This window comes from Collinsella sp. AF36-3AT (assembly GCF_003475205.1).
Lineage (GTDB): Bacteria > Actinomycetota > Coriobacteriia > Coriobacteriales > Coriobacteriaceae > Collinsella > Collinsella aerofaciens_AF.
Window position 1 is genome coordinate 456,675 of sequence record NZ_QROZ01000001.1, and the last position, 13,349, is coordinate 470,023.

Here is a 13,349-nt window from a genome sequence, read left to right on the forward strand (position 1 = left end):
TCTACCCTCTCCTCTTCTCGCTCGAATCTTTGCTCGAACCGTCACTCGTGCCCTCGTTCAAATCGTTCGCGCCGCCTTTGCGCGGCAGACGGCCGGCGACTGTCTCGCACAGAGCGCACCATTTATCGGCCAGGCACACAATCCATGCCTCGCGACACGTCGGTGGAACCGGTACCAGCGGAAACATATGGCGCACGATGATATTCCGCTCGCGCGGCGTCAGCTCAAAATCTTCCTCGGCACGCGCCAGGGCAAAAAATGGATGCCGAAATCCGTGCAGTCGATGGCTCGGATCGGGGTCGTGCCAATCATAGAGAAAGTAATCGTGCAGCAGGGCCCCGCGCAACAGCGAGGCACGGTCGACCGAAATGCCAGCACGGCCCAAGCACTCGGCAAAGGACAGGCTCGCCCGCGCCACCGAAATCACATGCGCATACACCGTCACGTCGCCATGCTGGATAAACTCGTGCGTCAGGTCCAAGCGGCCCGCCTGGGCCAGCTGACGGGCGGCATAGTCGACCTCGTGCGCGATTTTCTCGGCACGAACGGCATCAGACATGCTGCCTCCTTCCAGCGGCGCTCGGCGGCAAGCCGCGGCCTGCGCGCAATGAATAAAATCATCATCGAATTTACCAGTATGGCATCGGACAAAACGTTTTGCCCCACCAGTTGGCGAATTACCGCGCCGCCGTCACATATCAAACGCCAAAATGTGCGAGACTGTCTTGTGCAATTGTGCCGGCCGAGGGAGTGCCGGCGCACGATTCGCATGGAGTAACCCACAACGATGCTGCTTACGCAAACGACAACGCCCGAGGACGTCAAGGCTCTCGATCGCGCCGAGCTTCCGCTGCTCTGCGGCGAGATCCGCCACGCCATCCTCGAAAGCTCCGCCGCCGTCGGCGGGCACGTTGCCCCCAACCTGGGCGTCGTTGAGCTTACGGTTGCGCTCCATCGCGTGTTTAACTCCCCCATCGACAAGATTGTCTTTGATGTTTCGCACCAGACCTACGCCCACAAGGCGCTGACTGGGCGCGCGTACACTTATATCGACCCGGCACGCTACGGCGAGGCCTCTGGTTTTGCCAATCCTGACGAGTCCGAGCACGACCTGTTCGCCATGGGCCACACCTCCACGTCGGTGAGCCTGGGCTGCGGCTTGGCGCACGCTCGTGACCTGGCGGGCGATGCGTACAACGTCATCACCATCATTGGCGACGGTTCGCTTTCGGGCGGTCTGGCGTTTGAGGGCTTTAACAATGCCGCCGAGCTCGACAGCAACCTGATCATCATCGTCAACGATAACGACCAGTCCATCGCCGAAAACCACGGTGGCCTGTATCGCAATCTGGCCGAGCTACGCGCCAGCAACGGCACCTGTGAGCGCAACGTTTTCCGCGCGATGGGGCTCGACTACTGCTATCTGGACACCGGCAACGATGTGTTGGCCCTGGTCGACACGCTGCAGGAGCTGCGCGATATCGATCATCCCATCGTGCTGCACGTCTCCACCGCAAAGGGCAAGGGCTTTGAGCCAGCCCAGAGCGACCCCGAGCGCTGGCATCATGTGGGTCCGTTTGACATGGCGACTGGGCGCAAGCTCTGCCCGGGCCATCCGAGCGAGCCTGCGCCGCGCACCTATGCCGACATTACGGGCGAGGCGCTCAGCGCCGCCATCGAGCACGATCCGCAGGTCGTGGGCATCACGGCCGCCACGCCCTACATCATGGGCTTTACACCCGAGCTTCGCGCCGCCGCCGGCAAACAGTTCGTCGATGTGGGCATTGCCGAGGAGCACGCCGTGACCTTTGCCACCGCGCTTGCGCGCTCGGGTGCCAAGCCAGTCTTTGGTGTGTACGGCACGTTTTTGCAGCGCGCCTACGACGAGCTGTGGCACGACCTGTGCCTCAACGATGTCCCCGCAACCATCCTGGTGTTTGGCGCATCGATCTTTGGCACCACATCCGAGACGCATCTTTCGTTCTTTGATATTTCTATGCTGGGCGCTCTCCCCAATATGCGTTACCTGGCGCCTTCCTGCATGGAGGAATACCTATCCATGCTGAGCTGGTCGCTCGACCACCGCGAGCATCCCGTGGCGATTCGCGTGCCGGGCATTGGCTTGGTAAGCCGCCCCGATCTTGCGCCTGCCGAGGACGCCGATTACGGCGCCGTTCGTTACAACGTGGTGTGCCAGGGTCGCGACGTGGCCGTGCTCGCGCTTGGCGATTTCTTTGAGCTGGGCGAGCGCGTGGCAAACCGTCTGACTGCCGAGTACGGCATCGAGGCCACGCTCGTCAACCCGCGCTATGCAACCGAGCTCGACCGCGAGTTCCTCGACAGCCTTGCCGCCAAGCATCGCGTTGTCGTCACCCTCGAAGACGGCATCTTGGACGGCGGCTGGGGCGAGCGCGTCGCGTGCTACTTGGCCTGCACGCCCGTGCGCACGCGCACCTTTGGCATCGCCAAGGGCTTCCCCGACCGCTACGACCCCAACGAGTTGCTCGCTCAGAACGGCATGACGGCCGAGAACATGGCCGCCGAAGCCGTTAGGCTACTTAACGAGTAAAAAACCTCCGCAAGGGAAGCACCCCTGCGGAGGTTTTTATTTTCGCGGCGCGATTATCTCAATCTGTAACATCTAGGGCCCGAATTCCCGTCTAACTGTTACAGATCTAGACAAACCGTCTTTGCCCCTGACCTTTGTCTCAATCTGTAACAGAAAGGGAGCTTTTGTCCGCCTAACTGTTACAGATCGAGACATTCGAATCCCCCTAAGGAGATGATCTCGATCTGTAACAGTTACTCGGCAAAAATGGCTGCAGATGTTACAGATCGAGACAAAACAGCAAGGCATGCCGCTGCATCGGCCAGAACCACCACAAAGGTGCCTGTCCCTTTTTGGTAGGTTGAATAACCCATAAGGTAAGTATGTTTCTGAGTTATTTCGTGTTGACCCATTTGAGCGCGATAGGGTATAACTCTACTCAACCGCTAGGGATTTTATTGAGAAAGGTGTTCTACCATGAGCAAGAACCTCTCCCAGCAGGTCGTTCTCGACCGCCGCGGCTTCGTCGCCGCCACCTTCGCAACCGTCGCCGGCCTTGGTCTTGCCGGCTGCTCCGACACCAGCGCCGAGGCCGACAAGGGTTCCGCCGCCGGCTCTTCCAAGAGCTCCGAAGATGCCGAGGCTTCCACCACGCTCGACGCTAAGGCATTCGACAAGCTCGTCGACAACGGCCCCAAGGCCGATGACGATGCCATCGCCGCCAGCACCTGGGCCACGGCCGTCAAGGACGCCGGTGTCTTTAAGATCGGTGGCGTTCAGACCTCCACGCTCTTCTCCCTCCTCAACGAGAAAGACGGTCAGACCCGCGGCTTCGATGCCGGTATCGCACAGCTTCTGTCCAACTACATTCTGGGCGAGAACAAGGTCGAGATCACCCAGGTGACCTCGGACACGCGCGAGTCCGTCCTGCAGAACGGCCAGGTCGACGCCGTCTTTGCCACCTACACCATCACTGACGATCGCAAGAAGCTCGTCTCCTTTGCCGGTCCCTACTACTACACCCAGCAGGCCATCCTGGTGCTCGCCGACAACGACGACATCAAGAGCGTCGACGACCTGGCCGACAAGAACGTCGCCGTCCAGTCCGGCTCCAACGGCCCTGCCATCCTGGAGGAGCTCGCTCCCAAGGCCAGCCAGCAGGAGTTCAAGACCGACGAGGAGGCCCGCCAGGCACTCCAGCAGGGTCGCGTTGACGCCTACGTCATCGACAACAACATGCAGCAGAGCGCCCTAGTCCGCGAGCCCGGTAAGTATAAGATCGCCGGCAAGCCCTTCGGCAGCAAGGAGCCCTATGGCATCGGCCTGCCGCTCGATTCCGACGGCGTCGCCTTCGTTAACGACTTCCTTAAGAAGATTGAGGACGACGGCACCTGGACCGAGCTGTGGCAGATCTGCATCGGTGACCGCACGGGTGACACCAATGTTCCCGAGCTGCCCGAGATCGGCGCCTAGGCAACGCGCCTAGTAACGGCCGCAACGAAACCATACGGAAACGCACGGTGCGCTTTATTGCGCTAAACTGTTTCTTCACTGAGTTGTCGGGGCTTCCGTACACACGGGAGCCCCTTTCCTTATCGGCGGGAGGTCCGCATGAGTCTCTCCGAGCTCTGGTCGCTCTATGGCCAGAACTACATTGACGCGCTGCTCGCAACCTGGGGCATGACGCTTGAGTCGTTTGCCATCGCCATGGTGCTGGCCGTCGCCGTCACCGTGATGCGCGTGTCGCCGCTCAAGCCGCTGCGCGTCTTTGGCGACCTGTATGTCCAGGTCTTCCGTAACATCCCCGGCATTGCGTTGCTCATCATCGTCGTCTACGCATTGCCGCCGCTCAAGGTCGTCCTGCCCTATCGCACCTGCGTTATCGTCGCCACAGTGCTCTTGGGTTCTGCCTTTGGCTCCGAGAACTTTATGAGCGGCATCAACACCGTCGGCGTCGGCCAGGTGGAAGCCGCCCGCTCGCTGGGCATGAGCTTCAACCGCATCCTCGCCAAGATCGTGATTCCGCAGGCACTGCGCTCGAGCGTGCTGCCCATGACCAACCTCTTTATCGCCGTCATGCTCACCACCGCGCTCGGTAGTCAGGTGCCGCTTAAACCGCAGGAGCTCACCGGCGTGGTGAGCTATATCAACACGCGCTCGCTCGGCGGCGTCGCCGCGTTCTTTATCTCGGCGCTCGGCTACCTGGGCACGGCCTTTGTGGTGAGCCACATTGGCAACTACATCGATAAGAAGGTGAGGATCCTCCGATGAGCAAGCACTCCTCTCCCGCGCTCACCATGCGCGATGCGCTCTACGAGGCTCCCGGCCCCAAGATGCGCGCCAAGATTCGCATCGGCACCGCCATCTCGCTGGTTGCCGTCGTCGCACTCGTTGCCCTTGTGTTGCAGCGCTTTTATGTGACCGGCCAGCTTTCGGTTCACTATTGGTATTTCTTTACGCACCTCACCACCTGGAAGTTCCTGCTTGCCGGCTTTGAGGGCACCGTTAAAGTCGCACTCACCGCCGGCGCCATCGCGCTGGTGCTGGGCCTGGCCCTTATGCTCGGCCGCACCAGCGACATCAAACCGCTACAGCTGGTCTGCCGCGTGCTCACCGACTTCTTCCGCGGCGTGCCGAGCCTGCTGTTCATCTACTTCTTCTTTTTGGTGCTGCCCCAGTACAAGATCGCGCTGCCGTCGTTTTGGATGCTCACGCTTCCCGTCGCGCTCGCTGCGGCCGGCGTACTGGCCGAGATCTTCCGTGCCGGCGTCAACGCCGTGCCGCGCGGCCAGGTCGAGGCCGCCCAGGCGCTCGGTCTCTCCAAAGCTAAAATCACCTTTAAAATCGTGCTGCCGCAGGCTATTCGGTTTATCATTCCGTCATTGATTTCGCAGCTTGTGGTCGTCGTCAAAGACACCACCGTCGCCTACGTGGTGAGCTACCCCGACCTCATGCAAAATGCCCGCGTGCTCATTACCAACTACGATGCCCTCGTGTCGGTCTACCTGGTGATCGCGGTCATCTATATCCTCATCAACGTCGCGATCAACAAGGCCGCCGTCTACGTTTCGCACAAGACCGGCGCGACCATCATCCGCTAACGATTTACCATTTCGAGTCATAAGGAGCCGAGCATCATGGCACAGAGCACCTCATTCACCGGCAATCAGCCGCTGATCGAGCTCAGGCACGTCGATAAGCACTACGGCGATCTGCACGTCCTCAACGACATCAATCTCTCGGTCGACCGCGGCGAGGTCGTCGTCGTGATCGGCCCCTCGGGCTCGGGCAAGTCGACCATGTGCCGCACCATCAATCGCCTGGAAACCATCGACTCGGGCGAGATCCTCATCGAGGGCGAGCCCTTGCCGCAGGAAGGCAGAGACCTTGCCCGCATGCGTGCCGAGCTGGGCATGGTGTTCCAACAGTTCAACCTGTTTGCACATATGACGGTACTGCAGAACGTCATGCTGGGACCGGTCGATGTGCTGGGCGTCTCCAAGGACGAGGCCCGCGAGCGCGCCATGGACCTGCTGAGCCGCGTAGGCGTGGCCGAGCAGGCCGACAAGGTTCCCGCACAGCTTTCGGGCGGCCAGCAGCAGCGCGTGGCCATCGCCCGTTCGCTCGCGATGCAGCCCAAGGCCATGCTCTTTGACGAGCCCACAAGTGCCCTCGACCCCGAGATGATCAATGAGGTGCTCGAGGTCATGGTGCGCTTGGCGCAGCAGGGCATGACGATGATCGTCATTACGCACGAGATGAACTTTGCCCGCCGCGTGGCCGACCGTGTCGTGTTTATGGCCGATGGCCAGATTGTAGAGACCGGCACGCCCGACGAGTTCTTCGACCATCCCCAGACCAAGCGTGCCCAGGACTTCCTCAACTCCATCAAGGGCCACTAGCCCAATTGCCATATCCGCTCGCCATGACCATCCAAACTCGAAAGCAGCACCTATGATCGGAACTCGCACTTCATCGTCCTACACCCCGCACGTCGACGTCGATCCCGCCGACCGCCCGCTCATCCTCGTCGCGCCGCGCTGGGAAGAGGCGAAGCCGTTTTTAAGCGAGACGCTCTCCCCCAACGAGGAAATCGCAAGTGTCTTTGTCGATGCCATCCTTGCCGCCGGCGGCCTGCCGCTGCAGATGTCCATCACCGAGGACATTGAGGTCATCCGCCATTACGTCGATATCGCCGACGGCATCGCCATTCCCGGCGGCCCCGATGTCAATCCCAAACGCTGGGGCGACGAGCGTCCTTACGATCCCACGCTGTGCTGCGAGATTCGCGACCGTTTTGAGTTTAAGCTGGTTAACGAGGTGCTCCGCGCCAAAAAGCCGCTCTTTACCACCTGCCGTGGCACGCAGTTGCTCAACGTCGCCACTGGCGGCACCCTGTGCATGGACGTGCCGAGCCTGGGCGCTCGCGAGGGCCGCACGCAGTGGCGCCATACCCACGTGCTCAACGACCCCGTGCATCCTGTCGAGGTCGTGCCGGGCTCGCTGCTGGAGCGCGCGGTTGGCGGGCACAGGCTCATCCAGACCAACTCGGCACATCACTGCTGCGTCGACCGCCTGGGCAAGAGCACGCGCCTGGTCGCCAAGGCAACCGATGGCGTACCCGAGTGCATCGAGGTCGAGGGCCAGCCGTTCTGCCTGGGCGTGCAATGGCACCCCGAGTACACCTGGCAAACGCTCGAGACCGACTTTAACCTGTGGAAGTCGTTTGTCGAGGCAGCAGCTAAGGTAAAGCAGGCCCGCTAGCTCGCGAACCACTCAGGTTAAAGCCTCCTAAGCCGGGGGGGCGGACACCAACTACGGTGCCCGCCCCCTGTATTTGATACGCTCGGTATGTTCATCCCTCACAAACAATCAAAGAAATCTCGACCGCAATTGGTCGACGGTCAAGCAAATGGCAAGAACGCTTGCTACGTTAATCAGGCAGTCAATTAAAATCGAGGTGCATTGACTATCCTCCAACGGGGTCACGCCGCAAATCCACATGAGCATCGAGGACGGAAACGGAAGCATGGAATTGGCTCCGACCTGTATGTAGATCGTTACGACGTTGACAAGCAACAGCATGCCAATAGGACCGAAGCCGGATCCAAAATAGGAAACAACGATCACGCAAGAGACCACGTATGCAAGGCAGACCGCACTCGCCAGAAGAAGTCGATCGCAAAACATATTCAGGTTGAAATACTGTTGAGCATCCAAAACGATTGCGCAGTTAAGACAGTACAAAACGACACTTGACAGGATAAACGCGCCCAATAGGGCGAAAGAAGACAGCATCGCTCGCGCAACGGTAACGCACGCCCGCTTCCCTCCCCGAGCCTCCGACAGCCCCCACGGTTCCTCGACAAAGCCCGAACTGACAAAGCGCGGCACAATACAAGCCGCGATGAACGGAAAGAACAATGCATGAGCCAACGGGGCTACGTTGAACAGCAGACCGCGAAAAACCTCTGCATTACCAAATAGAAGGACATCCTCCGCCGATAGCCGAAGCGTCGGGTCTGGGAAGAAGCCCAAGAAACTGTTCTCACGGAGGCTGCAGAACCACATCGGGAAAGAATTAAGCTGCAATACCACCATGCACGCATAAATTACCGGGATTAAGGCGTACGTCCATTTACTCACGTGCTTCAATTCTGAATGGAGGAATCTTTTAATCTGACGAGCCATTGAGCACACCCCCAGCACGAAAGCTCACGAGAGCGTAAATCAATACCGATAAACAGCTGGCTGCCACGCCATAGCCCAGAAGCGCCAGTTGCCCCATATCGCTATACCCAAGGGCGCATCCGACTCCAAGGTACGGCCCAGGAAGGAAGAAGATCCATCGCAAGGATGGTATAGGTGCCTGAAGGAAGGCTCCGTAGAGCGTCAAGCTCATGACAAATCCGATTATTATTGCAGCCCCGCTCAATACAGCGCTGCCTGTAATCCGATAGATGGTCACCGTCTCCAGCGCAACCGATATCACCAATACGGTGTTGACTATCATTGCAGGCAAAAATGCAGCCAGCATGCCATGCGCGTAGCTATGCCCTCCACGTATTATGGCTATTGCAAACAGAAGAAAGCAAAGCGCACTATATGCTGCGCCAATTATTAAAGCAGACGAAAGCGCATGAGCTAGAGCCCCATAAAAGCGGGTAAGACCTCTTGCTGAAGAAATTCGGTATCCCTCTTCATAGCCGTGCTCCTGTAAAATCGCCAGGCAAACGATGAGTGGAACGAACAGAGAGGTGCCGGCAAAAGCACTGCGCACAAGGGACTCATCGGGTGCAGAAGGATCGATTACATTCCAGAAGAAACCAATATCCTCCCCAAAAACGCTATTGCCAAAGGCGAGCAACGTTGTTCCGTTTTTTAGAAAGACACCGAAGAGAAGGCCGAACGCCAGCATAAGCGCAAGACCAAGCTTCGCCGGAAACATCCTGTACAAACGCATCATATCTGCCTTTATGGGATGGATCGCCCGCTTCATAGCGAGACCGCCTTCATCAAGCGCCTGTAATACTCTTTTAAGGACGACGCCTCATCCCTTATGATGTCCATCGATTCCTTTTTCAGCAGTTCGCCGTCATGAAGAAACAGGCAGCATGTTGCAACCGATGCCAGCTCATCCAAGTCGTGGCTAGAAATAAGCATGGTTTTGCCCTGTTCTTGATTCAATCGACCGATAAGGGCCCATATACTCTCGATGCCCAGCGGGTCCAACCCGTTTGCTGGCTCATCAAAAATAAGCAGATCAGTGTCACCCAATAAAGCCGTAGCTATATCCAGTCGCCGTTTCATTCCCAGAGAAAAACTGCTCACGCTCTTTTTCTCATCGACGTCCAGCCCGACCAGGCCCAAGACGCGAGGAACCTCACGCTTCTCATCGAGCCCCCATTCCGCACATCGGATCCGAAGGTTCTCAGCCGCACTGAGAGATTGGTATGCTCCGCAGGAATCTGGCACATAGCCGACACGCGTCCGCATCAGGCTCAGCTCTTTTTTCGACTTGCCTCCAAAGAGCTCCACGCTCCCCGACGATGGCTCACAGAGGCCCAGCACTATTTTAATAAGCGTGCTTTTGCCCGCCCCGTTTGCACCAACAAGGGCACAAAGCTCAGACTGATCCACCTCGAAGGAAACGTCATGCAAAACGCGCCGTTTCCCGTAGCGCTTTGACACCCTTGATAGCCTTATCGTTGATGCGTTCATTGGCCTCCCGTTCCGCTTGATAGCAAAACCGCTCATATCGTTCCTTCTTTACTTTATCGTTTTACATAATTGTTATTGTTTTTCGATAACACATATTTGTCAAGATAATCTAAAAGAAAGAACCCGTGTTAGACACGGGTCCCTTCACGCTGATATTTCGTTTTAGTTGTTCGCCTTAAGCTACTCGTCGCTCAAATCGACAGCAAAGACTGATGTCGGAAGCGACGCCTCATTGCCTCCGCCGTCCCGCATCTGCCTCACAACGTTTTTTGCACGCTCAACAATAAGCTCCTCAAGCTCTTTCTCACTCACGCGCTGAATAATATCTCCAGGTTGACAATCAAGCTCATCACAGATATCGAGGAGCGTCTTTAGGCGAATAGCTTTTATCTTTCCGTTTCTAAGCTTTGAAATATTAGCCGGAGTATGCCCCGTCGCCCGAATCAGATCAGCACTGGTCTTTCCGGTCTTAAGCAGCTGCGTCTCAAGCTCGATGATGAGATAGCTCATGTTTCCTCCTACACAAGCTCGTCAGACTGCTCTTGGAGCAGCGAGGCATAACTCCAGATCGCCGAGATAAACAAACAGACAACTGCGCCGATAAACGACCCCGCATCAAAGGTAGCGCCTTGGCAAATCTCAATAACGAAGGAATGAGGCACGATGTAAAGCTCCAGTCCGCCAATGGTGAGATTGACCGATCCATAGGCACCAACAAGCGAAACCGCGGCGTTAACAGCAAAGGCAAGCGCGAGAACACGGATAAGCCGCACATGCGTCTTGGTAAAGGGCGAGACGCCTCGCGAGATGTTACGGCTGATCCCGCACAAAACGACAAGCGAAATACCCACGACGAGTGCCAGGCACAGTCCGCTTGGGATAACGATGCACCCGCCATTGAGAAGCGTCACGACACCGAAAGAATCGACAGAAGCAACGTTTGCAACCGCATACCAGATCACGTAAACAACCAACGCGGCAAAAGCGACGAGCATCCCTGCAAAAACGGTTGCCATGCAAAAACCAAGCTTCCTGATTTTTTCGCCCGCCTTGGCCATACGCTGAACGCTGTTGGACATACACTCACCCTCATCGACTCTATCGTTATTCGAACAGTTTATCGAACAACGATATGGATTGCATGCGGAAAGCCCCGCCAGTGCGCATAGGCCATTCACTAATCAGAAGAGATGAGCGTGGATTTTTGGACACGTATCGAACGAGCGTGGATAATCTCCCACTTTGAGGCCGCCACCGGGCCTAAAACGGGAGATTATCCACGCTCATAGTCATCAAGGCTCACAGCCTCTTACTCGGCCGCCTCGCGCAGGGCCGACATCGTAGCCGCATATTGCTGCTGCAGCGCATGCATTCCCTCGCGAGCGCCGTCAACGGCATCGGCGCCGCGCAGCGCTTCCGTCACCACGACCGCCGGCTCGTACAGATTGTTGAATCCCAGGTTCTGGCTCACGCCCTTGAGCGTGTGCGCTGCCATAAACGCACTCTTGGCGTCTCCTGCCGCCATGGCAGCCTCCAGCTTGTCCATGCTCTCGTCATCCAAAAACTTGAGGGCAAAGCGGGCAAGCATTTCCTCGCCCATCAGCCGAGCGCACGCATCGTCATAATTAGCGCCGATCTTCTCATACGCCTCACGCATGGAAATCATGGATTAAAAACTCCTTTGATCAAACTAAATCGTGGGAAACGCGACGACGTCGGCGGGGCGTGCCAACGTCTCGGCAATTTGGTCTTGCACCTCGAGCAGGCAATCGAGCAGCAGCGGGTTAAAGGTGCCGCACTTACCGTCCAGGATCATCTGGATTGCCTCCTCGTGCGGGATAGCGTCCTTGTACACGCGCACACTCGTCAGTGCATCGTACACGTCGGCCACCGAAACCACCTGCGCGGCGATGGGGATATCGTCGCCCTTGAGGCCATCGGGATAACCCTTGCCGTCCCAGCGCTCGTGATGCCAACGCGCAATCTGGTACGCATATTCCATAAGCGCATTGCCGGCGTGATGGCTACCCAGCTCAAGCAGCATATCGGCGCCGATCGTGGTATGCGTCTTCATGATCTCGAACTCCTCGGGCGTAAGGCGTCCGGGCTTGTTGAGAATCGCATCGTCAATCGACATCTTGCCGATATCGTGCAGCGCCGAAGCCAGGGCGATCGTGGAGCGTTCCTCATTGTCGAGGAAGATCGTGCCGCTACGCTGGACCAGACAGCCAAGCAGCAGCTCGGTCAGCTTCTCGATGTTCGTAACGTGCCTGCCGCTCTCGCCGTTGCGAAGCTCCATGACGCCAGCCATGATGTCGATGAGCATGCGACTGTTCTTGACGCGCTCGTTGTACTGCTGGGACAGCAGGCTCGTCAGGCGGCGCTGTTTGGCGTACAGGCGGATGGTGTTGTTTACGCGGCGGCGCACGATACGGGAGTCAAACGGGCGGTTGATATAGTCTGAGGCGCCCAGCTCGTACGCGCGCAGAACCATATCATCGGAATCTTCACTCGAAATCATGATGACAGGCAGATTGTCGATGCCCGATCGGCGCGACAGATCGGCCAGTACCTCAAAGCCGCTTATGCCCGGCATGACAATATCCAGCAGCACGAGCGACAACTCATCGCCATAGCGGTCGACCATGTCGAGTGCCGTACGACCGTTGTCGGCCTCGAGGATGCAATACTCGTCCTTGAGCATCTCGTTGAGAATGACTCGGTTCATCTCGGAGTCATCGACAATAAGCACCAAAGGCTTTTCGCTTTGGAAAGCCTCGATGGAATCGGCGTCGGTCACGACCGTACCGGCTTTTGCCTTAGCGCGGCTCAATAACTGGACAGCGCGGCCAACGCCCTCATCGACCGTCTCGCCATGAATGCGAACACCACCAACACATGCCGTCAAGCTCACGTACTCATGGCCCGGAATAATCGTGGAACGAACGGCATCGGACACCTGATGCAGGCGACGGGTGAAGTCATCGGAGGGAGTATTGGGCATGACAACCACAAACTTGTCGCAGCCATAGCGCACAAGCTCGTCAGTCGAACGGATTCCGCTGCGTATGGCTGTCGCCACAGCACCGAGCGCAAGGTCGCCGGCATGACGGCCACATGTATCGTTGAAGACCCTAAAATCATCAAGGTCGATCATCGCAACGCCGGCATTCATGCGGACGCTTCGGAGCTTTTCCTCGTAATATCGGCGATTGCGCACACTCGTCAGCACGTCGGTGTAGACAAGGTCCTCTTCTGCGGCCTCTTGCTCATCGATCGGACGCACCATCAGCAGGACATGAGGCTCGCCCTCGACCTTCAGAGGGCGCAGGCGAGCGCGGTACTCAGTACCATCATTGAGCAGCTGCTCCGACACCTCATCGGAGTCTGCCAAGGCCTCAAGACTTGACTGACGCAGACAAGGGCAGCGATCGCCGGCGAGCAGGCAGTTAGGCTCGCTCTTAATCTGATCGGCCGACAGCAAACGTACCACGGGGTAGGTCTTCGCGACACGGGCGACCTCGGCGGCAGCCTCCTCATCGGTTAGATTGACCTCGTGATTATTGAGCATATGGGGCCC

The 13,349-nt window shown here is 57.8% G+C and carries 14 protein-coding genes; 6 read left to right on the plus strand and 8 right to left on the minus strand.

Going from position 1 to position 13,349, the window contains the following annotated elements; genetic code table 11:
- Window position 1: 1 nt before the first annotated feature.
- A complete protein-coding gene (locus DW003_RS02010; protein WP_117802883.1) occupies window positions 2–559 on the minus strand; it encodes an HD domain-containing protein in 558 nt (185 codons plus the stop codon).
- Between the two features lie 228 nt (window positions 560–787).
- On the opposite strand from DW003_RS02010, the gene DW003_RS02015 reads away from it, so the two are divergent.
- From DW003_RS02015 to DW003_RS02040, 6 genes are all read left to right on the plus strand, one after another.
- A complete protein-coding gene (locus tag DW003_RS02015) occupies window positions 788–2,569 on the plus strand; it encodes a 1-deoxy-D-xylulose-5-phosphate synthase (protein WP_117584136.1) in 1,782 nt (593 codons plus the stop codon).
- Window positions 2,570–3,025: 456 nt separating this feature from the next.
- The gene (locus DW003_RS02020; RefSeq protein WP_117785902.1) at window positions 3,026–4,021 is read left to right on the plus strand and encodes a glutamate ABC transporter substrate-binding protein; all 996 of its coding nucleotides are present in this window, start codon (window positions 3,026–3,028) and stop codon (window positions 4,019–4,021) included.
- A gap of 138 nt (window positions 4,022–4,159) precedes the next feature.
- Complete coding sequence (locus tag DW003_RS02025; RefSeq protein WP_006234894.1) at window positions 4,160–4,819, plus strand: amino acid ABC transporter permease; 660 nt, start codon at window positions 4,160–4,162, stop codon at window positions 4,817–4,819.
- A complete protein-coding gene (locus tag DW003_RS02030) occupies window positions 4,816–5,649 on the plus strand; it encodes an amino acid ABC transporter permease (RefSeq protein ID WP_117775915.1) in 834 nt (277 codons plus the stop codon). The genes DW003_RS02025 and DW003_RS02030 overlap by 4 nt, the downstream gene beginning before the upstream one ends.
- A 36-nt stretch (window positions 5,650–5,685) precedes the next feature.
- The gene (locus DW003_RS02035; protein ID WP_118387232.1) at window positions 5,686–6,450 is read left to right on the plus strand and encodes an amino acid ABC transporter ATP-binding protein; all 765 of its coding nucleotides are present in this window, start codon (window positions 5,686–5,688) and stop codon (window positions 6,448–6,450) included.
- A gap of 52 nt (window positions 6,451–6,502) precedes the next feature.
- Window positions 6,503–7,312: a gamma-glutamyl-gamma-aminobutyrate hydrolase family protein gene (locus tag DW003_RS02040; protein ID WP_118387234.1), complete on the plus strand. Its 810-nt coding sequence runs from the start codon at window positions 6,503–6,505 to the stop codon at window positions 7,310–7,312.
- 108 nt (window positions 7,313–7,420) lie between these two features.
- On the opposite strand, the gene DW003_RS02045 is transcribed toward DW003_RS02040, so the two are convergent.
- From DW003_RS02045 to DW003_RS02075, 7 genes are all read right to left on the minus strand, one after another.
- Complete coding sequence (locus DW003_RS02045) at window positions 7,421–8,239, minus strand: hypothetical protein (protein WP_118387236.1); 819 nt, start codon at window positions 8,237–8,239, stop codon at window positions 7,421–7,423.
- Entirely contained in the window at window positions 8,223–9,047 is an 825-nt protein-coding gene (locus DW003_RS02050) for a hypothetical protein (RefSeq protein ID WP_118387238.1), read from the minus strand. Before DW003_RS02050 ends, DW003_RS02045 begins: the two co-directional genes overlap by 17 nt.
- Complete coding sequence (locus DW003_RS02055) at window positions 9,044–9,805, minus strand: ABC transporter ATP-binding protein (protein ID WP_118387240.1); 762 nt, start codon at window positions 9,803–9,805, stop codon at window positions 9,044–9,046. Before DW003_RS02055 ends, DW003_RS02050 begins: the two co-directional genes overlap by 4 nt.
- A gap of 144 nt (window positions 9,806–9,949) precedes the next feature.
- Entirely contained in the window at window positions 9,950–10,279 is a 330-nt protein-coding gene (locus DW003_RS02060; protein WP_089572320.1) for a helix-turn-helix transcriptional regulator, read from the minus strand.
- Between the two features lie 8 nt (window positions 10,280–10,287).
- Window positions 10,288–10,827: a hypothetical protein gene (locus DW003_RS02065; RefSeq protein ID WP_147326439.1), complete on the minus strand. Its 540-nt coding sequence runs from the start codon at window positions 10,825–10,827 to the stop codon at window positions 10,288–10,290.
- 251 nt (window positions 10,828–11,078) lie between these two features.
- On the minus strand, window positions 11,079–11,435 hold the full coding sequence (locus tag DW003_RS02070; RefSeq protein WP_118387242.1) for an Hpt domain-containing protein: 357 nt from the start codon (window positions 11,433–11,435) through the stop codon (window positions 11,079–11,081).
- A 24-nt stretch (window positions 11,436–11,459) separates the two neighbouring features.
- On the minus strand, window positions 11,460–13,340 hold the full coding sequence (locus tag DW003_RS02075) for a diguanylate cyclase (RefSeq protein WP_118387244.1): 1,881 nt from the start codon (window positions 13,338–13,340) through the stop codon (window positions 11,460–11,462).
- Window positions 13,341–13,349 lie beyond the last annotated feature (9 nt).

Excerpts from the sequence above, each read along its gene's own strand:
- DW003_RS02020 (WP_117785902.1), top strand. The coding sequence starts at position 3,026 with ATGAGCAAGAACCTCTCCCAGCAGGTCGTTCTCGACCGCCGCGGCTTC.
- DW003_RS02010 (WP_117802883.1), bottom strand. The coding sequence starts at position 559 with ATGTCTGATGCCGTTCGTGCCGAGAAAATCGCGCACGAGGTCGACTAT.
- DW003_RS02060 (WP_089572320.1), bottom strand. The coding sequence starts at position 10,279 with ATGAGCTATCTCATCATCGAGCTTGAGACGCAGCTGCTTAAGACCGGA.
- DW003_RS02055 (WP_118387240.1), bottom strand. The coding sequence starts at position 9,805 with ATGAGCGGTTTTGCTATCAAGCGGAACGGGAGGCCAATGAACGCATCA.
- DW003_RS02025 (WP_006234894.1), top strand. The coding sequence starts at position 4,160 with ATGAGTCTCTCCGAGCTCTGGTCGCTCTATGGCCAGAACTACATTGAC.
- DW003_RS02065 (WP_147326439.1), bottom strand. The coding sequence starts at position 10,827 with ATGGCCAAGGCGGGCGAAAAAATCAGGAAGCTTGGTTTTTGCATGGCA.
- DW003_RS02030 (WP_117775915.1), top strand. The coding sequence starts at position 4,816 with ATGAGCAAGCACTCCTCTCCCGCGCTCACCATGCGCGATGCGCTCTAC.
- DW003_RS02050 (WP_118387238.1), bottom strand. The coding sequence starts at position 9,047 with ATGAAGCGGGCGATCCATCCCATAAAGGCAGATATGATGCGTTTGTAC.
- DW003_RS02015 (WP_117584136.1), top strand. The coding sequence starts at position 788 with ATGCTGCTTACGCAAACGACAACGCCCGAGGACGTCAAGGCTCTCGAT.
- DW003_RS02035 (WP_118387232.1), top strand. The coding sequence starts at position 5,686 with ATGGCACAGAGCACCTCATTCACCGGCAATCAGCCGCTGATCGAGCTC.
- DW003_RS02070 (WP_118387242.1), bottom strand. The coding sequence starts at position 11,435 with ATGATTTCCATGCGTGAGGCGTATGAGAAGATCGGCGCTAATTATGAC.
- DW003_RS02040 (WP_118387234.1), top strand. The coding sequence starts at position 6,503 with ATGATCGGAACTCGCACTTCATCGTCCTACACCCCGCACGTCGACGTC.
- DW003_RS02045 (WP_118387236.1), bottom strand. The coding sequence starts at position 8,239 with ATGGCTCGTCAGATTAAAAGATTCCTCCATTCAGAATTGAAGCACGTG.
- DW003_RS02075 (WP_118387244.1), bottom strand. The coding sequence starts at position 13,340 with ATGCTCAATAATCACGAGGTCAATCTAACCGATGAGGAGGCTGCCGCC.